Origin of the sequence: Gemmata palustris (assembly GCF_017939745.1) — a bacterium.
Lineage (GTDB): Bacteria > Planctomycetota > Planctomycetia > Gemmatales > Gemmataceae > Gemmata > Gemmata palustris.
Genome location: NZ_JAGKQQ010000001.1, coordinates 1,554,449 through 1,580,103, shown reverse-complemented (window position 1 = coordinate 1,580,103; position 25,655 = coordinate 1,554,449). Strand labels below are relative to the sequence as shown.

The 25,655-nt window shown below is 66.3% G+C and carries 14 protein-coding genes; 4 read left to right on the top strand and 10 right to left on the bottom strand.

Annotated features, from left to right (window positions below; genetic code table 11):
* Positions 1-517 precede the first annotated feature (517 nt).
* Together J8F10_RS06290 and J8F10_RS06285 are read left to right on the top strand one after the other, a co-directional pair.
* A complete protein-coding gene (locus J8F10_RS06290; protein ID WP_210652999.1) occupies positions 518-3,487 on the top strand; it encodes a sigma-70 family RNA polymerase sigma factor in 2,970 nt (989 codons plus the stop codon).
* Between the two features lie 212 nt (positions 3,488-3,699).
* Complete coding sequence (locus tag J8F10_RS06285; RefSeq protein WP_210652998.1) at positions 3,700-6,783, top strand: RNA polymerase sigma factor; 3,084 nt, start codon at positions 3,700-3,702, stop codon at positions 6,781-6,783.
* A 303-nt stretch (positions 6,784-7,086) separates the two neighbouring features.
* Here J8F10_RS06285 and J8F10_RS06280 read toward each other — a convergent pair whose 3' ends face one another.
* From J8F10_RS06280 to J8F10_RS06235, 10 genes are all read right to left on the bottom strand, one after another.
* On the bottom strand, positions 7,087-7,407 hold the full coding sequence (locus J8F10_RS06280; protein WP_246522961.1) for a hypothetical protein: 321 nt from the start codon (positions 7,405-7,407) through the stop codon (positions 7,087-7,089).
* A gap of 733 nt (positions 7,408-8,140) precedes the next feature.
* Entirely contained in the window at positions 8,141-9,475 is a 1,335-nt protein-coding gene (locus tag J8F10_RS06275) for an IS701 family transposase (protein WP_210652997.1), read from the bottom strand.
* Between the two features lie 1,136 nt (positions 9,476-10,611).
* On the bottom strand, positions 10,612-12,189 hold the full coding sequence (locus tag J8F10_RS06270; RefSeq protein WP_210652996.1) for an MFS transporter: 1,578 nt from the start codon (positions 12,187-12,189) through the stop codon (positions 10,612-10,614).
* A gap of 23 nt (positions 12,190-12,212) precedes the next feature.
* Complete coding sequence (locus tag J8F10_RS06265) at positions 12,213-13,607, bottom strand: HlyD family secretion protein (protein WP_210652995.1); 1,395 nt, start codon at positions 13,605-13,607, stop codon at positions 12,213-12,215.
* 30 nt (positions 13,608-13,637) lie between these two features.
* Positions 13,638-15,203, bottom strand: a complete 1,566-nt coding sequence (locus J8F10_RS06260) for a TolC family protein (RefSeq protein WP_210652994.1) — start codon at positions 15,201-15,203, stop codon at positions 13,638-13,640.
* Positions 15,204-15,338: 135 nt separating this feature from the next.
* Entirely contained in the window at positions 15,339-16,871 is a 1,533-nt protein-coding gene (locus tag J8F10_RS06255) for a CoA transferase (protein ID WP_210652993.1), read from the bottom strand.
* A gap of 85 nt (positions 16,872-16,956) precedes the next feature.
* A complete protein-coding gene (locus J8F10_RS06250; protein ID WP_210652992.1) occupies positions 16,957-17,889 on the bottom strand; it encodes a hypothetical protein in 933 nt (310 codons plus the stop codon).
* 20 nt (positions 17,890-17,909) lie between these two features.
* Complete coding sequence (locus tag J8F10_RS06245; RefSeq protein ID WP_210652991.1) at positions 17,910-18,860, bottom strand: 3-hydroxyacyl-CoA dehydrogenase NAD-binding domain-containing protein; 951 nt, start codon at positions 18,858-18,860, stop codon at positions 17,910-17,912.
* Positions 18,861-18,928: 68 nt separating this feature from the next.
* Positions 18,929-19,417 (bottom strand): universal stress protein, encoded by a 489-nt coding sequence (locus tag J8F10_RS06240; RefSeq protein WP_210652990.1) that lies wholly within the window; start codon positions 19,415-19,417, stop codon positions 18,929-18,931.
* A gap of 10 nt (positions 19,418-19,427) precedes the next feature.
* A complete protein-coding gene (locus J8F10_RS06235; RefSeq protein ID WP_210652989.1) occupies positions 19,428-20,789 on the bottom strand; it encodes an NAD(P)/FAD-dependent oxidoreductase in 1,362 nt (453 codons plus the stop codon).
* Between the two features lie 349 nt (positions 20,790-21,138).
* On the opposite strand from J8F10_RS06235, the gene J8F10_RS06230 reads away from it, so the two are divergent.
* Together J8F10_RS06230 and J8F10_RS06225 are read left to right on the top strand one after the other, a co-directional pair.
* A complete protein-coding gene (locus J8F10_RS06230; protein ID WP_210652988.1) occupies positions 21,139-21,765 on the top strand; it encodes an RNA polymerase sigma factor in 627 nt (208 codons plus the stop codon).
* Positions 21,766-21,777: 12 nt separating this feature from the next.
* A complete protein-coding gene (locus J8F10_RS06225) occupies positions 21,778-25,623 on the top strand; it encodes a serine/threonine-protein kinase (protein WP_210652987.1) in 3,846 nt (1,281 codons plus the stop codon).
* Positions 25,624-25,655: the final 32 nt, after the last annotated feature.

Below are 25,655 nucleotides of genomic sequence, written 5' to 3'. Positions count from 1 at the left end.
GGCGTACTGCTCGACGCGCTCAATCACAACTCGACTGCGTGGGTCAACGAGTAGAGGCCACACGGCCCGGCACCACCCACACCCGAAAAGTAGTTGCTTTCGCCGGGACACATTCCCGGAACAGAAGAGGGCTGTGGCCAGTTCGTCGCCGAGTTGTTTTTCAGTTCCCATCTTCGCTCACCTCCCGTCTCAGCATGACCGATCGGTGTGCCGGTGCCAAGTCCGCACTGAGCCGGTTCCGAAAACGGCCCCGAGAGGAAGAAGACGAGATATCCGCTCCGAACCCCGACCCGTTTTGTACAGCCCGTACAAAATCACGCGGTCCCAGAGCATTTGCCTTCTGGGGCTGATATCTTCGCGTCTTTCTTTCGAGGGGTCTTTTCTTGTTTGCTTCCATTCACAGTCACGAGGCACTTTAACGCGGTGTCGAGGCTGAAACGATCTGGATAAAAACGCGCGCTCCGGAACCCGCGTCCCGGCATTATGCTGAGAGCCACCTACCTTCGAGGCGCCAATCGTGTCGCAGCACGCGCTGACCCAGATCGTTCGGAAGTCGGGCGAGTTGACAGACGAGATCGACGCCCAACTGATCGCCCGGTTCGTTGGCACCCGTGACGAAGCTGCGTTCCGGGTGCTCGTGCAGCGGCATGGCCCGGCAGTGCTCACCGCCCTCCGTCAGGTGCTCACGGACCCGGCCGACATCGACGATGCGTTCCAGGCCACGTTCCTGGTGCTCTTCAAACGCGCCACGAGATCCGCCCCGTTATCGGTCCCGCTCCGGGGCTGGCTGTTCGGCGTCGCCCACCGCGTGGCGGTCCGGTGCCGCGCCGATCGGCACCGGCGCACCGTCCGCGAAACCGAAGCAGCTCGGCGCGCCCAGCCGACCACGGAATTGCCCGACCTGTCCTGGCGCGAGGCGACTGAGATCCTGCACCAGGAGTTGAACGCGCTGCCGGACAAGTACCGGCTGCCCCTGTTGCTGTGCGGCGTGCAGGGGCTGACTCGTGACGAAGCGGCCGATCAGTTGGGTACCTCGCCCGGCGCACTGCGGGGCCACTTGGACCGCGGGCGCGCCCTACTGGAGAAACGGCTCGCGCGACGGGGCATCGTACTTTCGACCGGTTGGCTCGCACTCGTCATTGACAGTTCACGGGCCGTGGAGGTGCCATCGGCCCGACTCATCGACCTCGCGGCACGAGTTACGGCCGGGCAATCTGCCCGGGGCGTTACCGCCCTTGCCGCCGGAGTTCTTCCCGTGAACAGATTACTCAAGCCGTTTACCCTCACGATCACGGTTCTTCTCATCGCTGTCGGGCTCGGATTCGGCTTCGCCTCCATCGCCCCCCAAGCGGACGAGAAACCGGTACCCAAGGCCGCAGCGCCCGCGCCGCGAGCTGAAAAAGCCACTCTGGAACCTGCACCGAAGGAAGATACGAAGGAACTGCGAACGATCACCGGTAAGGTACTCGATGCCACCGGCAAACCGGTTCCCGCCGAGCTGTCGCTGGTATGGTCCACGGGGGCGCCGGAACCGCTCGGACGGGCCGGTGCGGACGGGACGTTCGCGCTCACGGTCCGGTTCAAGCGAAACGGCTCCGGCGGGCGGTTCGTGGCGAAGGCCCCGGGCCACGGAATGGACTTCCGACCGCACGGGCTCAGCAGCGTTCCCGAATCGATGTCCCCGGCCGTGGAATGGACGTTGAAGCTACCCAAGGAGCGGGCGATCCGGGGCCGGGTTCTCGACCACGAGGGGACCGCCGTGGCCGGGGCGACGGTGGTGGCCAACTTCTTCTCGGCCTGTGACACCGAGGCCGCGATGGACCGACGCCTGGAAGAGTGGGCTGCTCGGGAGTATCACGGAGCCCCCCCGAGCGGGGACCGCACGTTGTGGTTCCCGGACGCCGATCGGACCCGGGGTTCCCCGGACGAGCGCTCTCCGTACACTGCGACCACCGACAAGGACGGGCGATTCGAGATCACCGGCGCCGGGGTCAACCAACTCGTCGGGTTGCGTATCCGGGGCGCGGGGTTTGCGGACAAGGAACTCGTCACCCTGAACCGCATCGGGTTCAACCCGACCGCGCTCAACCAGGTCGCTCGAAACAGCGAGAGCAAGGACGACTCCTATGCGGGCAAGTGGGCACTGCACGGCCCCGCTCCCCTCATCATCCTCGAACCCGAAAAACTCATCCGCGGGCGGGTAACGGACCCCGCAGGCAAGCCCCGAGTGGGGGTCATGGTGCGGTTCAGTCGCACGAACAAAAACGACCTGAACCCGGACGAGAACCGGGCGGTCACGGGTCCGGACGGGCGGTACGAGATCCGCGGCGCCCGCAAGCACAAGGGCTACATGGTCGAGATCCCACCCGACCCGGACGCCGGGCTGCTCCCGTGTCAGGGGTTCGCCGAGGACACCCCGAAGTACGAGCCGGTTACCATCGATCTCAAGTGCGCAAAGGGGGTCGTCGTGACCGGCACTGTGACGAACAAGGCAACTGGTAAGCCGCTCGCGGCCGAGCTCGTCACGCGGATACTGGCGGACAATCCGTTCGTCGATCGGTACCCTCCGTTCTTGCACAGCGCTTCGCAATTCAGCACGCTCACCCAGCCGGGCAGTGGGCGGTTTCGACTCGTGACCGTCCCCGGCCCGGTGATCCTGATGGCCGGGCCACAGAACGGCAAGGCATACGAGTTCAAGCCACCCGTGCCGGACCCGAATTTCGCGAACCGGTTCAACAAGGAGCCGGCCGGGCCGTCGTTCAAGATCTACGGTGGAGGTGCTGCGTACTTGTGGGGGTGCTGGTGCCTGGTGCTCGACGCGAAGCCCACGGACGGGGAATTGACCGTAAACGTGGAGCTCGAACCGGCCCCGCGCACGCTCGTGAAGGTGGTGGACACGGACGGCAAGCCGGTAACTGGTGTGATCGCGACCGGGATAACCGCCCCCGAACACAGCTTTCCGGGGCTCAGCTACCTGTTCTCGTTCCCTGACACCGACACCGTGAGCGTTTTCAATCAGGAACCGGGCAAGGATCGGTTGTTGGTGGCCGGCCACGTGGGACGCGAGCTGGTCGGCGCTCTGGTGCTTAAAACGGGTGACAAGTCTCCGATTGTTACACTCGGTCCCGGCGGGCGAATCACCGGGCGCGCGGTGGACGAGAACGGGCGCCCGCTCGCCGGACTGAAGGTAGAGGCATTCTTCCTCCGCAGTGATGGTCCGGTCAGAGGGACTTGGAACCTCGGTGAGTTGAACTCACAGACCACCGGCAACAACGGCGAGTTTCAAATTGACACAATGCTCCCGGGGCACTCGTTTTTACTCGTGTTCAGGCAGGAGTGGCAGTTTTATCAGCCCGTTCCTCAGCCGGAGCGCTCAACAGATTGGGGGCTGAACGGCCTTACGATCGCGAAGCACGGTGACACGCTCACTCTCGGCGATATCAAACTCAGGCCGCAAGACTTGCCCGGCCGAGGCCCTAGGAAGTAGCCGCCCATACCGGAGAATCTGACACAGTCGCGTGACAGGGTGGTCGCCCCGCTCCGGGCGTACCCGCGGGCCGCACTCGATGCCAAGGACGCCCGCGACCTGTAAACGTTTCTCACGAAGGTCCTGAACCAGGCCACTGAGGGAATTGGCGCGACGCGCCGACCCACCGGCGCGCACTATTGGTGCGAACAGTCATACCCGAGGGTCGGTTCATGTCCCGTCCTGCCGTTGCGCTGATGCGGTTTGCGACTTCTGCACCGGCCCCCGACATCCAGTTGCTCCGGGCGTTTGTCACGTCTCGAAAAGAGGATGCTTTCAGCGAACTGGTACGTCGGCACAGGCCGATGGTCCTCGCGGCGTGTACCCGGGTGCTGTCCGACGCGAACGACGCCGAGGACGCGTTCCAGGCCACGTTCCTCGTTCTGGCCCGCCGGCCGAGTGCGGTGCGCGGGACCAACCTGGCTGGATGGCTGTACGGCGTGGCCGTGAGGACCGCGAGGGCGGTGCGCCTCACGCGCGACCGGCGCCGGAAACGCGACGTGAAGGGAGCGGGGAAGAGTCGTCGGGGGCGGATCGATCCGGTCCCCGCGCCCGACCTGTCGCTCGCGGTGACCGAACGGGCCGCGATCATTGACGAGGAGCTCGCGAAGCTGTCGGCGCCGCACCGCGACGCGCTCGTGCTGTGCGAGTTGCGCGGGCTGTCGCGCAAGCAGGCCGCGGCAGAACTCGGCATTCAGAGCGGGACGCTGTCCAGCCGGCTCGCTGCGGCCAAGCGGAAACTCGGCGAGCGGTTGGCGGCCCGGGGGCTGGCCCCGGCGGCCGCGGCCCTGGCCGGGGCGCTGGTGCCGACCCGACTCCCGGCAGCCCTGATCCAGGCGACGGCGGTAGCCGTCCGCGGGGCGGTTGGTGGAACGGCGAACGCGGCGGCGTCCGCGGTGATCAAAGCGATGTTATTCGATCGGCTCCGAACTACCGCGCTAACGGTGTCGATGTGTCTGGTGTGCGTGGCCGGCGGGCTGACCATGACGGGAGGGGGTGCTGCGCCCGCGGGTGATACGGCGCCCGCCCCGCGCCCCGTTGAAGACGAGGCCTTCGTGCTCGTGAGGCGACTCGGCAGCAGCGATTTCGCCGAGCGCGAGAGCGCCGAGAAGGAACTGCGCGGGCTCGGTCTGAAGGCGGAGAGCGCGTTGAAGACCGGATGGCGGTCCGAGAACCCGGAAGTACGTGCCCGGTGCGCGGCGCTGCTCGCCGCCGTTCGCAAAGACGCCCTCGACGCTTTGGTAAAGGGCTTCGATCCGAAGGCCGATCGGGTGCCCGATCACCCGGTCTGGAGGCGGTTCAAGGCCGTCGCAGGTGACACCCCGGCCAGTCGCGACATCTTCACTCGGATCATCAGCAACCGGCGCTGGCTCCAACAACTGGACCGCGTAGAAGCGAATCCGGAGAGCGCGGCCCAGGCGTACCGTGAGGAGTGCATTGAGATCGGGCGACAGGTCATGACCCCACACCTCCGACAGCCCTATCCCTCCTGGGATCGTATCGAAGGGGCCGCGTTCCTTTTAATGCTCGGTAGTTACCCCGGCACCACCTTGGCGAGTCCGAAGAACCCTGGCCGTGACGCCGAACTCGCTTCCGTTGGCGATGTTGAAATCTCGGAATGTATGGGATTGGAAAACGGGCGTCGAGGGGAACAGGTTAGCTACGGCGTAACGCCGGACTACCCAAAGCCGCCAGAATTGAAGGCCGCCGTACCGGGGACCGACCGTGTGTTTATGAGGCTGCTCGCCGCGTGGCTGCCGCTGCGTAACGATCCCAGGATCCTCGCAAACGGTTTTTCCTACGCGCGCAGGTGCAGCGAGGGTGAGTCGTTCCTGTTTCCGTTTGCCCGAAAGTACGCCTTGAGCCCGTCGGGAACGGCGCATGCCAAATGTGCCGCGTTAGGGGTGATTGCCGAAACGGGCACGTCTGCAGATTTACCCCTCTTCGAGGCGATTTTCGACGATCGGGAGGTCTGTTTCGCGCTTGATACACCAATACCAGGGACTTTCCCGTCACGTGCGACAGTGGTCCAGTATCGCGACGTCGCAGTCGCCCTCGCCCTCTTGCTGTGTGATCGGGATCCGCTCGAGTTTGGTTTCGAGAACGCAACGAACCCGTGGGCCGTTGATGGGCGGAAGCGAAAAGTTGCGAATTACGAGAGCACTTTGTTCGGCTTCTCCAATGATAATCTTCGGAACGCAGCACATGCCAAGGCCCGCCAGTTCTTCGATCGACGAAAAAAGCAGCCAATTCCCGTAAACGGAGCGAGGTTCTGGCCGCGATTTGCGCGGTGGGTCGGCGATGACAAGATGAGCCGCGAGCTGTTCGACCTCATGGCATCTGAACCGAAGAACCTGGAGCTACTGGAGCACGTTGAGGACGTGCTCCAGAAAGGGCTTGCGCTCGACGCCTCTCCCGAGCTCCTGTCCGGCCCCGAGAAGCTGTACCGGACCCGCTGCGACGAACTCAACGGGCTTGCCTCCGCAGGGAAACCCTTACTACCGGCGGCAATTTGCGGGTGGATGTACCTGGGGACGTTTCCGCGCACGAGCCGCCCGTCCAAAGAGGTATGTGGGCTGAGATTCATGCCGTGGGGTGATCACGGACCGGACCGGGTCGAGTTGGTCCGACACTTTACGGGTCCGGGCGCGGCCGCGTGGGGTCGGCTGCTCGGCGCCTGGGCCGAACAACACGTTTCGGACGACAGTTGTCGCCCCGCACTGGAGTTCGCCCTTCGACACGACATTAAAGAAACCTTCAATGCGTCTCGAAAGGTTCTCGAAACGTGCAGGGGGCCGTTTAGCGAATTGGAGCGACGGAAGATTGCGAGTGCGCTCTTGACCGTTGGGAAATACGGCTACGAAAATGATGCCTACTTCCTGACGTTATACTCGCGTGAGACCGACCTGTGTTTCGGGCGCCTGTATAACGCACACCGGCTGATTACTCGTTCCGACTCAAAGGAAACAACTGGCGTCACGACTCAGTTGGGTGATGTGGCCTTCGCCGCGATGATTCTCCGGTGCGGGGGCACGCCCGAGGATTTCGGGTTCATCTGGACGAAAACGGGTGCGCGAAAGCTGGTTCCGTGGGCAGACCAACTCGGGAGCGAGCTGCGAAGTTGGGAGGCGATCGGTTTTAGCCGCGCGGCCGATCGCGCGGCCGCGCGCCAGAAGGCGGCCACATGGTTGGAACAGAAGAAGAAGTGGGTGGGAGACCTCTTGCAAGACAAACGTGAGGGGCAACATCAGAAGTGACGGTGCGGGCCGTTCTTCGACCCACTCACCACCCCACCTGGCCGGCCAAATCAACAGTTCAATGAGACGTTACTCTATCAAGTTATCTTTCGGTGCCTCACGCGACAGGTGGGCACCAAAACCGGACCAACGCACCGCACGGGTCGAAACGAGAGGCTGTGTGCCGAGTCTCAATCGACCCACTTCAGCCCACTTTGTTGCGGCACTTGGGGCCAATGGTACTCTGCCGAACCAAACGAGTATGCCCCCGTTCCCATGATCGATTTAGCTCATCGCTCTGTGAGAGATTGTTGTTGCGTCACCTCATTCATTGGCGAGCACGAGATCGACGACCCAGCACCCGCGCACGTGCGGCCCCGGCCCGCGGCAGTGATCCAGCACATCGGCGATGTCGCACCCGGCGTCTTGGAGTGCGTCGGCCAGAGTCGGCATCGCGCCGAAGTCTCGCGACTCGTACATCTGGGACGCGAGTCCGACCGCGGTGGAGGTGAGCCAGTCCGGGGAGAGGGCCACGGAGCGGAAGGGATTGCCGAAGATTTCACGGAGTACGGGCGGTTGGTGGGCGCGGTTGAGTTTACTAGCCCACCCGTAGTGATACAAAAGACAGTCCCGCAACGCGGACATGTGCATGTGTCTGGAAGAAGTCGCAATAAACGCCCAATGCATTGGAGCCCGAATTTCTACCGGGGTGGCATTCCAAGACGGTCGTTCACTGTCCCGGATGAATAACGTCCCGACCAGACTATCCACTCGTCTCACCGCGGCGAGTAGTGCGTCTTGCCCCACGGTCCCGTCGCTCGCAAGCTCGGCCACGTCGACGGACTCAGCCAGCGCGGGGTCGGTTATGTCGCCCGAGCACCGGCGGGCAACCGCAACAGCGAACAACCGCAACTTCCGGTCACTCGGCTTGTCGCTCAAGAATTGCAACATCGTCTGCGGATCGCTATCCGCCAGCCATTCCGCTTCGGTCATAGGTCGCTCCCGGGAACGGCTCCCATCATGACCGATGCCGCGCGCTGCCAAGACCTCACGGCGCCACTTCCGAAGACGGCCACGAGAGGAAGAAGACAAGATATCCGCCCCGAACCCCGTCCCAATTTGTACGGGCTGTACAAAATGAGACCGGACGATCGATAGCCATTTCCGATCAATTCTGGCGCAATCGATAGGAATTCCCCGGCAACTCTTGGTTTTGGGCTGATATCTCGTGCCTTTCCTTCCCTTCGAAGTTGTCTTGCCCCAAGCCTCACCAGATCGCATTAGCGTGCGATGGCGGTCCGAACGCCCTTCTGGACACCCTTTCACCCGTTTCCGGCCCGTTCAACGGTAGACTGCTCTTTGCGCAACTTCATCACCATTAAGCGGCCAAGTCGAGTAGTCGTTCGGCGGCGACTTGTAATTCGGCCTCGTTGATCCCGGGCCGCAGAACCGCCTGAATTTCGTTCCGCAGTAGCTCACGGCGCCAGGCGCGGCGCTTATCCGCGTGACTCGGTCGCCGTTCCCCGTCGTCCCATGGACTTGCGGCCCGGTGCCCGGCCAACGCCTTGGCATCCCGATTCCAGGCCCAAGCTTCGGTCATCGTGAGCGCCCACAGGCACACGTGGAACGCCCCGACGTTGGCCCGCACGAGGCGCACCTGCTGCTGACCCGCCCCGACAACTTCTTTCAGATCGCGGAACGCGATCTCCAGGCTGAAGCGACTCGCGACACTTCCGAGGATGTCGCCCACCGGCGCGGCGGTGTCGGTGCAGAAGAACGCCACCCACCCGGTGGGCTCGTCCACCAGAACGACGCGAATCGCCCCACCGGCCGGGCGCCAGGTGGCCACGAACGTCTTGTACTTCTTCTCCGTCGGTTTCCCGTACAAGTCGAACGTCCCGGTGGCCCACCCGCGGGTCTGTCCGGCTCGCTTGGCCAACTCGATTCGCTGGTCCCCATAGGTCCGGTTCGGTCCGCGCTGGTGGGGCGCCCGCGGGCCGGGCACGGACCACAGGGCCGAGTCCTTCCTCAGTCGGCTCACCACCGTCACCCCGAGCTCCCGCAGGGGCTTGAGTACCGGGGCCTTGGCGTACGCCCCGTCGGCCACCACCCAGAGGGGCTTGCCCAGGTGCCCGAGCCACGAGGCGGCCCACCGCACCAACTCGACGGCCAGTTCCAGCTTGGTCCGGAACCCGGGCCGGGTCCTCGCCGGGATCCCCGGAAGGTCCTTGCGGCGCACGTACAACCGGGCCAGCAGCGGGAGCGCAACGATGCCCCAAGAGGGGTGCCGGGCCAGGAGCCCGAGGACCACCCACACGTGCCCGTACACGAACGGTCCGCCGGCCGGCCCGGGCGTCGGGTTGTGGTGCACCCCGGCCCCTTGTACCGTTGCCCCGTATCGTTCCGTTGGGGTGTCATCCAGGGCCAACGTGAGCCGTCTGGCCTCCGCCGCCAGGGGCCTCACGACCTCCCGCAGCAGGTGTGACGCCGCGCGGTCGGTCCGGCCCCCAAGCGCGGCCACCGTGGTGTAGCACGGGCGATACTCATCGCTCAGCCCGGCGGACCGAATCCAGGTCGTAACGGTGCGCCGGCCCCGAGCCAGAACGGCTCCGACCAGCAACCATGCCAGCCGCGGAGCCGATCGTGGGTCTAACGCCGCCGCGAGAACCGAAAACCAGTGGCACGACGAGGGTAGCGGATGCGATGATGGCATGGCCGCGTCCGTCCGGGGCGAGGGTGGTGTGGTAACCCCATCGTCTCGGACGGGCCGGCGCCTGTCTACACGCTAAGCCTCAGCCGCTCGAATACAGGAAGTCGCGCAAAGTACAGGGTAGAGCGAACGGCTGCGATTGAATCGCTCTATCGTTCGGGAACAGCCCACTTTCGACTACACCCCACTACGCCACATCGAACCCGCACTAGCCGAATCCCTGTGTATTCTTGTGTATCTTTGCGCCCGATGCGCTACTTGCACCGGAGCAGTGAGTGTGTTAAAACGCTTGAATTCCCTGATGTTCCGGCATCTCGGTAGGGATTCGGGGTAGCTCCTGTTAACCGCTAGGTTCCTGGTTCGAATCCAGGTCGGGGAGCTGAGTCAGCAGGTGCGGAATAAACGCACACAGGGGTTAACTCGTACAGCCGGGAGTGAGTGCTCCCGACTGCCGTCGTTTTCTGCACGTTTTCAGGCACTTTGGCCCACATTCCAATCGCGGCAAAAATCTCGGGTTCGAGCGAGACATCTCGGGGTCCGAGCCGAAACGCTAGGGTTCGTCTCGGACCCCGAATTTCTCTTCGGAAAAGTCTCGGAGTCTCGCCGAGAGACAAACACACGAGTTAACACCGGGTTTGGCTCGCGCCCCGAGCGAGATACGAGCTCACGAGCCGTTGTTTGGAAGTGGCGATTGCGAGTCTTGTGTTGAATTCGGGTGGCCCCGACGCCGAGTGAGCGGAGCCACACTGCTCGATCCCTGTGAAACTTCGCCCACAGTTCCTGAGAACCGTGGGCTTGTCGCGACAAATCGTGCCGAGGAGTCTCGTCGAGCAGATCGGTTCGTATTCTCGCGCGGAAACTTCGCTGTTGCATTCCGCCACGGACGCATTCAGGCGAGTTTCCACGCTGACCTGTTTTGCCCGCGGTGAGCGCACCGGCTTGGCCGGGTTCCGTTCGCCCGTTTTGAAGCCCAAGGTCGAGGTGACCGAAGCAGGCAAGAGGTCGGGCTCTGAACACATGGTGACTACGATGCGTCCGAAGTTCCGCTCTTGCAGTTCGCATCACGGAGTTCAATGTGGTTTTGGTCAACCGGGTCGTCGCCGAGTTGCTCCTGGACCTCGACGAGCCGGGAATCGTACTCACGGGGTGATCTTCCGCAGAGGCGTGCTCGGGGTGAACCATCGTAGCAGGCCGATGACGAGCCCGAGGACACCGGTGGTCAGGCTCAGGAATCGGAGGCCGCCGCTCACGCCGCGGGCCGTGGATTCAAACTTCACGGACGCGCCGAGAGCGACGCCGGCAAGTTGCTGGGCCTCGCCCGGGGTCGCCCCGCGCTGTCGGTAGTCATCGGCCAAGGCCGCGGCCGCGTCCCGGACCGCCGGGCGCTCCTCCCGCAGGTTCTGCCGCTGAACGTCCACCGCACGGTCCGTCCACTCCGAGACGGCCGTCTGCGTGGCCGTCGGGACCAGCACCAGCGGGACGATCAGACACACGGCTCCCAGCGCCCCGGCGTAGAGGGCGTCCCGCGGATCGATCACCTCCACCTCGTCGGTTAGGAACGCCGGTGGCAACAGCCCGACGAACCCGCCCCACACCGCGAGCATCAGCGACAGGTCTTCCTTCGAAGTGAAGTTGTCGACCGACGACATCCACCAGACGCACGCCGCGCTGCCCAGCGCACCGACCAGCAACAAGAGCGGCCGGAGCGCCCGGCGGTGGAACACCGTGGTCAGGAGGGTCGCCGCCGCCATTGGGAGCGACGCGGAGGCGAGGACCTCGCCGGCCACCTCTCGCGGGTAGTCGCGGAGGCCGGTCATGTACACCGCGAGCAAGGTCAGAACGGCCAGAAGGTTGACCAGCAGGAGCATCCGGGTGCCCATCGCGATCACGTAGCCGCGGACCTTCAGTACCCGCTTCAGGTGTTCGTCCGGGCTGGCCCCGCCCCACACGCGGGCGACGAGCGCGACGGGGAGGACCATCGCCGCGATCGCGACCGCCGCGAACTCGTCCGACGACCACCCGCCCCACTTCCGGTACCACCCGAACGCGAACGCCAGGCTGACCACCCACCCGGCGAGCAGGGTGACCGCGAGCCAGTCGATCCGAAGGGGCAGCGGTTTGGGCGGGCGGTCGGGCCTGAAGAACGCGCGGACCAGAACCAGTCCGGCGAGAGCGACCGGCACGTTGACCCAAAAGATCCACCGCCAGGACAGCGCGTCGTTGACGCAGGCCGTGAACAGTGGGGTGGTCGGCCGGGTCGCGTAAGCGAGGACGCCGTAGATCCCGATCGCCACGAGGACGGCTTTGTCGAACTGCTTGTACAGGGTCGAGCGGCACAGGACGATGACCATCCCCTTGCCGATGCCCTCGACCAGCTTCGCCCCGCACAGGGTGTCCACGTCGGCGGCGGCCCCGCACAGCAGGTTGCCCAGGGCGAACACGGCGAGTCCGACCGTGAGGCCGGACCGCGCCCCGTGCCGGGCCATCCACGCGATGCCGCCGAAGATCCCGTAGAGGACCGACACGCCCCACGCGACGTTCGTCCAGATCATCTGGTACGAGTCGCCCTCGATCCCCTTGCGGACCGCGTCCGAGGTCACGTCGGTTAGGACGAGCGTCTGGTAGACGCTAAAGAGGACGGGCACAACCGCCACGGCCGCCAACAGCCGCTGGACGTGCTCGGGCGTGGGCGGAGACGGCGGCGCGACGGTGCTCATGGTGCCGCCCTTGGGAGTTGAGATCACCGTTCCGGGAGGTTGAACTTGGCTTCGAGGGCGGTCATCTCGCGGGCCGCCTTGTCCGCCCATGCCGGGTCGCCCGGGCCGTGCTCGATCACCACCCGCACCGACAGCCCGGCGCGCAGTTGCGGCCACCGCTCGTCCTTTTCGATGGCGATCCGCACGGGAACCCGCTGCACTACCTTGGTGAACTCCCCGCTCACCACGTTCCGGGGCATCAGCGAGAACTGCGCGCCGGTGGACTTGTTGACCCACACCACCCGGCCGCGGAACGGCTCGGGGAACGCGTCGACGTCGAGCCGCACGGCGTTCCCCGGCGCGACGTCACGCAGACGGGTCTCCTCCAGGTTGGCGGTGACATAGAGCAGGTCCGGGTTGTACAGGCTCAGGACCGCGACGCCGGGCGAGGCGAAGTCACCCAGGTTCCGCGCCCGGCGGACGACCACGCCGGGAAACGGCGCGCGAATCCGGGTGTAGCCGAGCGTGTTCTCGGCCGCGGTCAGCGCGCGCCGCGCCTCCTCGACCGTCTGCCGCTTCACCACGGTGAGCTGTTCGGCCTCGGCGATCTGCGCGTTCCCGGTTTCGGCCAGGCTCACCGACTTTTCCGCCTTCCCGACGCCCGTCTCGGCCCCTTCGAGCGTCTTCCGTGCGACGGTTACCTTGCCCCGATCGCCCTTGGCTTTCGCGAACTTCGCTTCGACCAACCGGACGTGGGCCGCCGCCGCGTCCCGCGCCCGGGTCACCTCCTGCCACTTCCGCTGGGTTACCGCGTTCTGCTTGTAAAGGTCTTCAAATCGGTCGTACTCGATCTGGGCCAGCGCGAGATCGGCCTTCGCCGCGTCCACGGCCGCCTTGGCCTCTTCGATCCCGCGCTCGACCTCGTCCTCGGTCACCTTGATCGACTCGTCGGCCTTGGCCCGGTCGGCCCGGGCGCCCGCGTGCGTCTGCTTCGCGATCGCGATCTGGAGCGGCACGTCGATCTTGAGCCGGGCCAGCGAAATCTCCTGCCGCTTCAGTTCGGCCTCAACCGTCGCCAACTTCGCCTTTGCGAGTTCGACCTGATCCCGGTACGGCGTCGGATCGATCTCCGCCAATATTTGCCCGGCCTCGACGCGGTCGTTCTCGTCGGCGGTGAACCGAATCACCCGCCCCGACACGGCCTCCGGGGCCACGTTGACGATGTGAGACTCGACGAACGCGTCGTCGGTGAGCGAGTGGCCGCGGCGGAACGACACCCACTCGGTCGCGGCCGGGATGAGTGCGACAACAACCGCGCCGACGACAAGGATCGCCCCGACCCGCTTCGGCCAGCGCCACGGTGAGGCGTGTGGCGCGGGAGCCGCGACCGTCGGCGGTGGCGCCGGTCCAGACGGGCCGGGTACCGGAGCGCTACTCATGGGGTGCCTCGTTGGTGGAGTGCCTGTTCGTCAGGGCCGGCCGGGCGGCGCGGCGTCCGGCGGAACCGACGAGCGCCCGATGGCGAAGTTGAGCCGGGCCAGGGCGATGAGGTAGTCGTACGTCGCGTTCAGGTAATCCTGCTCGGCGTGCGTGAGCGCCGTCTCGGCTTCGGTCACCTCCGCGGCCGTCGCATCACCCCTCGCGGCCCGCGCCCGGAGCAACCGGTACGCTTCCCGCGCTTGCTCGACCGCCGGCTTCGAGCGGTCGATGCCCCGCCGCGCGACGGTCAGTTGGCGGTACGACTCGTTCACCTGGAACGCGATCGTGTCGGCCAGCGCTTCCGCCTGCGCCGCGGCGGCCCGGAGTTTCGAGTCGGAGATCCGAACCTCGCCGACCCGGCGCCCGCCCTCGAACAGGTTCCACTCCAACTTGATGAAGCCGACCGCGAGGTCGGTGTGCCCGCGGGGCGCGGACTGCTGGAAGTCAAGGAGCGAGCCGCCGGCCGCCACCTTCGGCCGGAACTCGGCCCGCGCAACCTTCCCGCCGAGCTGGGCCGACTGGATCGACAACTGGGCGACTTCGAGTTCCCGGCGGCGCGAGACCGCCTGTCCGAGACAGTCCGCGAGGGAGAGATCGAGCTCCGGCAGGTCCACCGGAGTGAGTACCTGCGTCGCGGCGCTGATGTTCAGCCCGATCGCCAAGTTCAGGGCCGCGACGGAAATGCCGGCCCCCGCCTCGGCCGCGTCCCGGCCGCGCTGCGCCTGCGAGAGGAGCACTTCGGCCCGCAGCACCTTCTCCTTCTCGATCACCCCGCCCTTCTCCAACTTCTTGGCGACGTCGAGATCCTCCTCGGCCCGCCGGACCGCTTCCTCCGCGATCCGGCGGAGGCTCCGGGCGCGGAGCACCTGGTAGTAGGCGAGGGCGACATCGTTGGCGACCGTCTGGTACGCGCGATCGGTCTGGAGCCGGGCGATGTCCACGCCGAGTTCGGCCTGCCAGTACCGGCCCATCCGTCGGCCGAAGTCCGCGAGGAGCCACTGGACCCGCAGCTCGGCCAGTTCGTACCCGGTGTTCAGGTTCAGCCCGACCGGAACCGCGCCGGTGAACGGCAGGAACGTGAAGTTCGGGGTACCCGCCCCGAACGGAACCGGCGCCCCGCCGGCGTTCAGGTCGAACCCACCCACCGAATAGCCCGCGACGGCCGTCGGCAGGAACGGGGCGACCGCGACCGTCTCTGCCCCCTTCGCTTGAACAACCCCCTCGAGGAACACCTGGAGCCGCGGCTGGAGGCGGTGCGCGAGGGCAACGGCATCGGGGAGCGAGAGCGGCCCGGCGGCCGTGCGCCCGTCGGTGACCGGCGGTGCCGGCTCGCCCGGCGAAGGAGACACGGGGTCGGTTACGGGAAGGTCGGCCCGCACCTGTTTCACCGCACCGTCGGGAGATCGGGTCGGCGGCTGCCTCGTCGCAACGGACGGCGGCAGAACCCGGTGGTCGAGGGACGAGCGGTAGTGTTCCGGGCCGCCGCAGCCTGTCGCGGCCCCCGCCGTGACCCCGGCGAGCAGCAACCTCCGAACGCTGATCGCCCAGTACGTCATGGCCCGGCCCCGCGATACGTTAAGATTAGCTGGTCGATCTGATGACCGGCTTCATATTTATCGGTAAACCCAGTCGAGGGCTTTACACTGAGGACGTCGATTACGCGTGCCCCGCGGCCCTTGCCGGCAGCCGCCTCATGAAACCAACCATTCGGGTTTGCTCGAGCCCCGGGGCACAAGAACGGTCCGGTACGAGCCCGGGGTCAGCGACAGGACCACCTGGTCCGTCATCCCCTGATAGGTTCCGCACGGCGTTTCCGCAGTGAACAGGTCCGGTTCGGCGTACCGGTGCTCGTCGGTCGAGCCGGCGGCGGCCTGCGCGTAGGCCTTATCGAAGATGCCGAGCGAGAGCAGCCACAGCACGGTCCGCGTCAGCGAGACCACGACCCGGTAGCTGCCCCCCTCGACGGCGCGACGGCGGAGGGCGGCGAGGATGCCGGTGGTGCCCAGCCAACCGACCACGTTGTCGGCGATCGGCACGATCGGCGGGTGGCCCGGCTTGGTCGGCGTTCCCTCGATAGTAAAGACGCCCGCGACGGCGGCGCCGATCTCGTCGAAACCCGGCCGGTTCGACCAGGGGCCCTTCTCGCCGTGGAGGACGACGGTGGCGTGGATCAGGCCCGGCTTCCGCGCGCACAGCTCCTCGGCGTCGAGGCCGTGCTGATTCAAGAACCCCGGGCGCTTGTTGGCGAAGAAGACGTCGGCTTGCGCGAGCAGCCGATTGAACTGGGCACGATCCTCCTTGGAGTCGTCGAGTATCGTTGATCGCATACCGACCTGGGTGTCCCAGGCGAAAGCCTCGACCTCCGAGTCGCGCGGCCTCCAGATGTTCAGCACGTCGGCACCGTACAGGGCGAGGTCGCGGCCCATGGCGGCACCGGCGATGACGTGGCCCATTCCGAAGGCGCGGACGCCCGCAAGGGGAAGGCCACCGCTCGGCTTGAGCGGCACCGGCTCGCTGTCCCCGATCTTCTCCACGGTGATCAGCGGCATCTTCGAGAGCACCTCCGTGTACTGGAGTTCTCTGCGGAATTCTTCGTTCGTGCGCACCGTGGCCAGCACCAACCCGGCTTCCGCCGCCGCCTCTTCCAACTCTTCCGCCTTCCATTTCAGGATGGCGTTCTGGATGGATTCGATGCTCTCGCTGCAGCGGAGCAACGTGAGCGTGCGCGCGCGGAGCCGGGGATAAAAGTCGAGCGCGATGACGTGGCGCCCGTCGCGGGTTTCCCGGAAGAACGGAACTTTCAGGAACGGGCTGACGGCGTAGCCGCCCGGGGCCGGGGGCCGACCGTTGATGGTCTCCCACTTTCCGTCGAAGAAGCCGCAGAAGCGCCGCAGCGCCTTCCGCACGTCCACGGAGATGTCCTGTCCCTCACCCGTCGCCTGCTTCCAGAGTGCGGCCAGCGCGACGCTCCTCGCGGCCAGGCCGACGCTCGCCATCGTTCCGAAACGGAGCCGGCTGGGGAGAATTGGATCGCGTCCGTAGAACGTGAGCTTGCCGCCGCAATCGGCGGCCGTCATGCCGAGGTCCGCGAGGACCTGATTCACCGCCCGGTGCAGGTCGAATTCCGGCGAGGTCGCGGGCCGACTCAGTTGTGTTTCCAGCGCTTGCGTCAGCGGGTCGGTCGCCCCGCTCGTTTCAACCGACCGACGGGTTGCGGTACTCATCGTTTTTCTCCGCTCTGGGTTTTCGTTTCATGGTCGTGTGGTTGTTTTGGCCGCCCTTGGTCGAGGGCGACACCGCCGATCCGAACTAACTCGCCGCGGGCAACTCTGCGTACGCAATGCCCGTCAGGTTGCCTTGTGCCATCAGCAGCGTTTTCCGGTTCGAGCCGTCAAAATCGGCGCTGTAGACCGAGCCCGCGAGATCGGTAACGAACATCCGGCGCCCCTTCCGGTCCAGGGCCAGGCCGATTGCCTCCATCAGGTGCTCGAACACGATTTCGGGAGCCGGGCGCTCGCCGGGCGGTGCATCGAGGGGGGCGCGGTTCACCGTGTTGCCGCGGGGCGGGTCACCCCGGTCCGTCCAGTACAGGGTGCGGGTCGACGGGTCGATCTCCAGGTCGATCGGCTCCGGCAGGGCGTCGTAGACCAGCTCGATGTCCCGGCGGCTCGAAGCGCTCTGGCCCGGAGGGACTTCGATGCCGGAGCGGAACAGCCGCCCCCGTCCGGCCTTGGTATCGCCCTTTTGCGTCCAGTAGACCTTTCCGCCGTCGACATCGACGGCGACGCCCACGCACCACTTCGTCGCGTCCGACCCCGGCCGGTGGTCACCTTCGCTCGTGTCGACTAGGGTCTCGACCGCCGACCCGTCGAGGTTGGCGCGCATCACGCGCATGCCCTCCCGGTCGCACCAGTACAGCTTTCCCGCCCGCTTTTCGATCTGGAGCTGTTTGGGCGTGAACGTGCCTCCCGGGGGAACGATGGTCGTCACGTTCCGACCGTCGAGACCCGAGCGGAGGATGGAGCCGTCGTTCGCCTTGGGGTTTCCCATGTTGGTCCAGAAGAGATGCCCCGCGGTGACGTCGATCGCCAAGCCGTCCGGAATCTTTCTGCCCTCCACGATAATTGTCCTGAGGTCGGACCCGTCGGGATTGGCGGACCGCACCCGACCGCCCGCCGCGTCGAGAAAGAAGATGCGACCGAGGTTCGCCGTGTTCTGAGTGTTCGTGGGTGTCGCGCTCATGGTCGGGTCTCCGTTGTGTGTCAGGGAAGCGTGCTGCCGAACTCGGCACGCAGTGCGAGAAGTCCCAGGAGCACGGCGTTCTCCGCCTCGGCGAGCTCCTCGACTGACCTTCCGCGCGCCTCCTTCACCACGTCGTCGATGATCGTTTGCTTCAGTGCCGGGGTAACATCGGGCATCTTGAGGTCCTTCATCATGGCTACCAGTGGGCCCATGAGATGGTCCATGAAGTGGTTGATGCCGCCCGCACCTCCCCCCAGGTGCCATTGCAGGCTCTGGCCCATCACCCCCCACCGAAGCCCCGGTCCGTAACACACGGCGACTTCGGCGTCCGCCACACTCAGTACGCCGTCCTGAATGAGGTGCAGCATCTCCTTGTAGACGGCCGCCTGCAGACGGTTGGCCGCATGGCCCGGGAGCGCCTTGCGCAGCCGGATCGGCTTCTTGCCGATCGACGCGTAGAACGACATGGCGCGGTCGATCACCTCTTCGGACGTCTTCGCGCCGCCGACCACCTCGACGAGGGGAACGATGTGTGGGGGATTGAAGGGGTGGCCGATCACGCAGCGCTCGGGGCGCTTGCAACCCGACTGCATGACGTCCATGGTGATGCCGGAGGAACTCGACGCCAGGATCGAGTCCGGAGGGGCGGCCCGGTCCATCTCGGCGAAGAGCTTGACCTTGAACTCGGGTCGCTCCGGGGCGTTTTCCTGAACGAGGTCGGCGTCCGCGAGCGCCCGGCCCATGTCCGCCGTGAAGGTCAGCCCGTCGCGGGAAGCGCCGGCTGCGAGTCCGGCCTTGGCGAGCGCCGGCCAGGCGCTGTCAACGTACTTGTGGAGGTTCGCTTCCGCGCCCGGTGCCGGATCGGTGGCGACCACGTCGAACCCGCGTGAAAGGTAGTACGCGGCCCAACTCGCGCCGATCACTCCGGTGCCGACGACGGCGATGCGGCGAACAGGCTGATGAGACGGCATGCTGGTAACTCCTGTGATGCGAGGTGCTCATGGAGCAATCCTCGGCAGTTGTTGGCGGGCGGCACGGTTCACACGACCCGGTCGGACTGGGTGGTCACTGATTTCGCCGGTGCCGCCCGAGCGGCTGGGGCCTTCACGACGAGCACCGGGCAGCGGGCGCGGCGCACCACGCCATCGGTGATGCTCCCGCGGAAGAGCCGCCTCAGCCGCCCGTGCCCGTGAGACCCGATCACGATCAGGTCGCACCCGAACCCCTCCAGCATCCCCACAATCCCCGCCGCCGATGTCCGCCCGGCCACGACGACCTCGTGCGTGACGTGGACGCTCGGGTCGCCCGACACGGCCGCCCGGAACTTGCTCCACAGGTTGAGGGGCTTGCCCGCGGCACCACCGGGAGTGACCTGACCGTTCTCGACGACCACCGCCGGCATCCGGGTGACGTGGGCGACGACCACTTCGCCCCCACAAGTGCTGGCGAGCGCGACCGCGGTTCGGAACGCCTCTGCGGCCACCGCCGAGAAGTCGGTCGGAACGAGTATCTTCTTGAACGCGGGCACGGGTTCTCCTTCACGAGCGGGCTGTGGTGGTTGAAGTGGGGTCGACACCATTGACCGCATGCTGCTGATCGGGCACCAGCGGGGAGCGGGCGCCCCGCGTAGACCCGGGCTCGATAATGAGCCGCGCGAGTCGCTGGCGGGTCAGGACTTTCCACGACCACCGGTAAAGCGTCCCGATTCGGCTGCTCGTCAGGACCAGGAACTGAATGTGAACGAAGGCCCACACGAGCTTGGCGAACAGCCCGGCGGTGCGGATACCGAACGCCTCCATGACGGCAAAGTTGCGGCCGACCGTGGCCAGGTTCCCCTTGTTGAGGTACTTGAACGGGGGCGGGGCGGGTTTCCCCTTCAGCCGGCCCGCGATCAGGCGGCCGACGTAGCGGCCTTGCTGGATCGCGACCTGGGCGACGCCCGGCAGGGGCTTGCCGCCCTCCTCCAGACAAGCCGTGTCTCCCACCACGAAGATTTCTGGATGGGCCGGGACCGAGCAGTCGGCGAGCACCTTGACGCGACCGGCTCGGTCCGCGTCGGCCCCCAGCCAGTGCGCGGCCGGAGACCCCTTCACCCCCGCCGCCCAGAACACGTTGCCGGTCCGGATCCGTTCCCCCTGCACGAGGACCCCTTCCGCGTCCACCTTCTCGACCCGGGCACCCGTGCGAACGTCCACTCCCAGTTTCGTCAGCTTGGCGGTCGCGGCCGCCGCGAGCGCTTCGTCGAACGAAGGCAGGATGCGGGGTCCCGCCTCCACGAGAATCAGCTTGAGCGATGCGGGGTCGAACCGGCGGAACTCGGCGGCCAGGGTTTGACGCGCCAACTCCGCGATCGCCCCGGCCAGTTCCACGCCCGTGGGGCCGCCACCGACGATGACGAACGTCAACAACTCGAAATGATCTCGGGGGACGGGGGTCCGTTCGCAGGCCTCGAACGCACCCAGAATCTTGTTGCGAAACTGAACGGCGTCGGTAAGGGTTTTCAGGCCAGGGGCGTACTCCGCGTACTCGTCGTGACCGAAGTAGCTGTGCTGAACCCCGGTCGCCAGCACGAGGTAGTCATAGGGCAAAGGGAGCGGCACGCCGTCCACGAGGCACACCTTCTTTTCGACATCTACCCCGGTGACTGCGGCCTGGATCACCGTGGTATTGCCCTGCCCGAGCAGCACGTGGCGGATGGGGGCCGCGACATGTTCGGGTGCCAGAATCGAGGTCGCTACCTGGTAGAGGAGCGGCTGGAAGACGTGGTGGTTGGTCCTGTCAATGAGCAGCACGCGGGCCGGAGCCTTTCTTAAGGCGCGAGCGGCGGCGATCCCGCCGAACCCCCCGCCCACGATGATGATCCGCGGCGGGGAAGCCCCAGTCCCTGAAGTAGAATCCATCGTCAATTGCTCCGGGCAACGGCATCATTGGTGCCTGAATGCAAAATTCCTCGCGACGCCGAATCATTCGGTGATCCCCTCGCGTGCGAGCCGCGCGACGATGTAGTCCGCAACTGTCAGCGGCTCGTTCATTGGATGCCCTCCGGATGCGGGCGTGCCAGGGATCACCGAACGGGATACAATCCGATTCGGGATCGAACCTTGGGCGCGACGACGCAAACCGCACCGCCCGTTCGCGGCCGTTGGGTCGCTCACCGCTTCTCCTCCGTCACAAAGCTAAGCGTTGCGGCTTTTCACCCGGCGGTGGAATGGGCGGTGTTCCTTTTGGAACGCTCCGGCCGGAGTTGGCATGGAAGAGGAAAACACGACCACCGCCGTTCAGCGCTACCTGGACGAGTTGCCGCTCCCGGACGGCGATTCCCGCCCCGAGCCCGCGGTGCGGGCCCTGCTGGGTCGCTCGGCCCACCGGTTGCACCGGCTCTGTGTTTCGCTCCTCTCAAAGAGCTACCCGCGCCTGGCCCGGCCGCCCCTGAACCTCCAGGCCGACGAACTGCTCGGGGCGGTGGTCGAGCGGCTGCTCAAGGCGCTGCGCGAGGCCCGGCCGGCCGACCCGCGGCAGTTCTTCGCGCTGGCCAGCCAGCACATGCGCTGGGAGCTGAATGAAATGGCCCGCCGCTTAGATGAACAGCCCGCCGCCGCCGCGCTGGGCGACGAGTCGTGGCCCGCCCCGGCGGGCAGCGGCTCCGGCCTCACCCCGAACGCGCGCCGGATGCTGGAGGCGATCGAGCGGCTGCCGGAGGACGAACGCGAGGCGTTTGAGCTCGTGCGCATCCAGGGAATGTCGCAGACCGAGGCCGCCCGAGTGGTCGGGGTTTCGGTGGCCACGGTCAACCGGCGCCTGGCCCGGAGCCTGCAACTGCTGGCTGACGAGCTGGGTGACCTGTACCCGGATGAAGAGGATCCTGCGGAACTCTGACGGACCCGCACCATGACCGACGACCCGCGCACCCAGCAACTACTCGATGAACTGCTCGCTTCGGACGCCACACCCGAGGCGGTCTGCGCGTCGTGCCCGGAGCTCCTGCCCGCGGTCCGCAAGCTGTGGCGGCGGATCCGCCGCCTCGGTGCCGACCTCGACGCCCTCTTCCCGCCGCCCGATGCGGGGGCCACGCTCCTGGAGGAGACGGAGCTGCCGCTGATCGCGGGCTACGAAGTAGAAGCGGTGCTGGGTCGTGGCGGAATCGGCATCGTCTTCAGGGCCCGGCACCTGCGCCTCAACCGCATCGTGGCGATGAAGATGCTGTTAGCCGGCGCAAACGCCGCCCCGCACGAGCGGGCGCGCTTCCAGCGCGAGGCCGAGGCGGTGGCCGGGTTGCGACACGCGAACATCGTCCAGATTCATGACGTCGGCGACGTGGACGGCCGGCTGTACTTCACGATGGAGTACGCCGAGGGCGGCAGCCTGGCCCACCAACTGGCCGGAGCGCCGCAGCCGCCACGCCGGGCCGCCCACTTGGTGGCAACCTTAGCCGGAGCCGTGCAGGCGGCGCACGAACGCGGCATCGTCCACCGCGACCTCAAGCCCGCCAACGTCCTCCTGACCGTGGACGGCACCCCCAAGGTCACCGATTTCGGGCTCGCCCGCCGCCGGGACGACGAGGCGGGCCTGACCTTGGCCGGCGTGGCGGTCGGGACGCCGAGCTACATGTCACCGGAACAGGCCCGCGGTCATTCGGACGCGATCGGGCCGGCGGTGGACGTCTACGCACTGGGCGCGATCCTCTACGAACTGCTGACGGGCCGGCCGCCGTTCCGCGCCGCGACGGGGGCGGAAACGGTGCAGCAAGTCATCTCCCTGGAGCCGGCGCCCCCATCTCACTTGAACCCAACCACGCCGCGGGATCTGGAGACTATCTGCCTCAAGTGTCTGCACAAGACGCCCGGCCGACGTTACGTCACCGCTCGGGATTTGTCTGACGATCTGCATCGGTTCATGGACGGCAAGCCCATCCTCGCCCGTCCGGTTGGCGCCGGTGAGCGGGCCGTGAAGTGGGCGCGCCGACGTCCGGCCGCGGCGCTGCTGATCGCCGTATCGATCGTCATGCTCGGACTGGCCGCGGGAACCGGCCTCTGGCTGCGGCACGAGGAGGCCGGCCGCCGGGCCACGAAAGAACAACGGCAGGGGCAAGTTCGTGAAGTCGTCGAAACCGCTCTGACACGGGCCGGCGGCCTCGCAACCGAAGAGCGTTGGAAGGAGGCGCTGCTCGTTTTGAAGGATGCCTCCCCGCAGCTCGCCGATGCCGACTCGCCGCTCCTGGAAACGAGACTCAACGAGGCGCAATCCGCCTTTCAACTCGCCGCCGTCCTCGAACGGGTGCGCCAGAGCAACTCGCACCAGCCGAATGGCACGACCGACCGTGAGCAATTGAACGCGGACTTCGTCCGGGCGTTCGAGGGCACGCTGCGGATGGACGAGGAGCCGGAACAGATCGCCGTGAAGGTGCGCATCTCCCCCATTCGCGCCCAACTCATTGCCGCATTAGAGGACTGGGCGGTCGTCGCTCTCTCGCGCCGGGACGGGCCGTTGGTCGAGCGGCTGTTGCAGATCGCCCGGTTGGCCGACCCGGAGCCGCTCTGGCGGGACCGATTCCGCGACCCGGCCACCTGGAAGGACAAGACGCTGCTCAAGCGCCTCGCTGCTGACGCGTTTGCGCCATCGGCGGCGCCTACGGAACATCAGTTGGCGCTGCTCGCTCGGCTGCTCGTGGGAATGGGCGCCTGGAACCAGGGTACTGAGTTACTGGCGGAAGCGTGCCGTCGCCAGCCCAGGAATTATTGGGTCCAGCGCGAGATGGGCTCCTCTCTGACCCATGAAGGCCGGTACATGGAAGCGGCCGGCTACTATCGTGTCGCGGTGTCGCTGCGACCGGATGACGCCGCCTCTTACGAGGGACTCGGCCTCTGCTTGACCTGGCTCGGTCAGTCCGCTGCCGCGATTGCCGCGTATCGGGGAGCGATGGACGTCGCCCCGGACAACCCTCGTTCCCGTGCCCGCCTCGTCGGCGCGCTGGCGAGCGCCGGCTACTGGAAGGATGCCGAGGCGGAATGTGACCGCGCCCTCAAAGCGGACCCGGGTAACTTTCTTCCACTGCTCAATCTCGCAAAGGATCTTCACCGGAACGGGCGAGTTAACGAGGCGATCGTTATGGCCCGAAGGGTCTCGGCGGTCGCGCCCAACGCCGTCGAGACTCATATCACCCTAGGCCACTTCTGCGCGCAGGCGGGTCGGCACGAAGAGGCCATGAAAGCATTCCGCCGGGGGTGGGAGATGAAGTCACGGAGCTACCCGCTGGATCAACAATACGCGCGCGAACTGGGAACCCTGGGACGTTGGGACGAAGCACTTGCCGTGATTGAAGCCGCCGCCGCCCGTGCCCCGCAAGACTCCGCGTGGAACCTGGGAATAGGCATCATTTACCGGACCCAGGGAAAGCCGGATAAGGCGGTGGAAGTCTTGCAAAAAGCGGTGGCCCAAAACCCGATAGACCCCAGGCCACTGGAAGAACTGGCAAGAGCGCAACTCGAACTGGGACGCTTTGCAGAGGCGCGGACAGCGATCGAGTCGCGGCTCAAACTGACCGCGGGCGACGCAGAGCGTCGCGCGCAGCGGCGACAGCTCGAGTTGTGTCGTGCCATGGTCGCTGTCGAGAGCGACCTCCCGGCCGTTCTCGCCGACAAGAATCGACCAACGCCACTTGTGCAACGTACGATCGCGGAATGGTGCCTCAACTACAAACGGCGGACGGCGACGTCCGCGCGCCTCTTTGCCTCCGCCCTTTCGGCCCAGCCGTCACTCGCCGATGATCCGGAGGCCGGGACCCGATATCAGGCCGCGTGCGCGGCGGCGCTCGCCGGGTGCGGGGTGGGTGGGGACGTCACGGAACTCGGCGACGAGCAGCGCACGGCACTGCGCCGGCAGGCGCTGGACTGGTTGACGGCCGAGTACGATGCCTGCGCTCGACGGCACGCTACGCCGGCGGACCGGGCCACTGCGGCGGCAGGTGTGCGGTCCTGGCTCCGGAACGAAGACTTGATTGGCGTTCGTGACGAGCCGGCACTCGCGAAGCTACCCGCCGTGGAGCGGCGAAACTGGCAAGAATTCTGGCAAAAGGCAGGGTCGCTCGGAGCGCGCGACCCAGCCGCGAAGTTCGCAGAAGCCCGCGCTTACGCCGCCCGCGCGGAGTGGAAGAAGGCCGCCACGTGTTACGCCGAGGGGATGGAGCTTGAGCCAACGAACGACGACGACCTCTGGTTCGAGTACGCCGCGGCACAACTCCTTGCGAAGGATCCATCCGGGCACCGCCGGACCTGTGAGCACATGCTGGCTCGCTGTCAGCCGGCGGGACCGATGCGTCCCTACCTCGTCGCCCGCGCCTGGACGCTGGCCCCCGCTACGATCTCCGACCTGACGCAGCCATACAGGCTGTCCAAGAATGAACTGGATCGCTCCGCGCGCGACTACTGGGCTCTCACCGAGGTCGGCGCGCTGCGCCTCCGCAGAAACGATCCCTCGGGAGCTACTACGTTCATGGAAAAGAGCCTCGTCGTTGACGGTCGTCCCGGCCGAGCTGTCTTGAACTGGCTGTGGCTGGCACTGGCCTACCACAAAAGCGCCAGTCCCAACGAGGCGCAGCCGTGGCTCGATAAGGCCACCAACTGGTTGAACCAGCAGGAGGGCCTGATGCCTACGGACGAACGCGTCATGGGGTCGCACCTTCACAACTGGCTGGAGGCCCACGTGCTGCGCCAGGAGGTGGATGCCCTCCTCCGGTAGCTTCGCATGAAGTTTATCACAATCAATGGGTC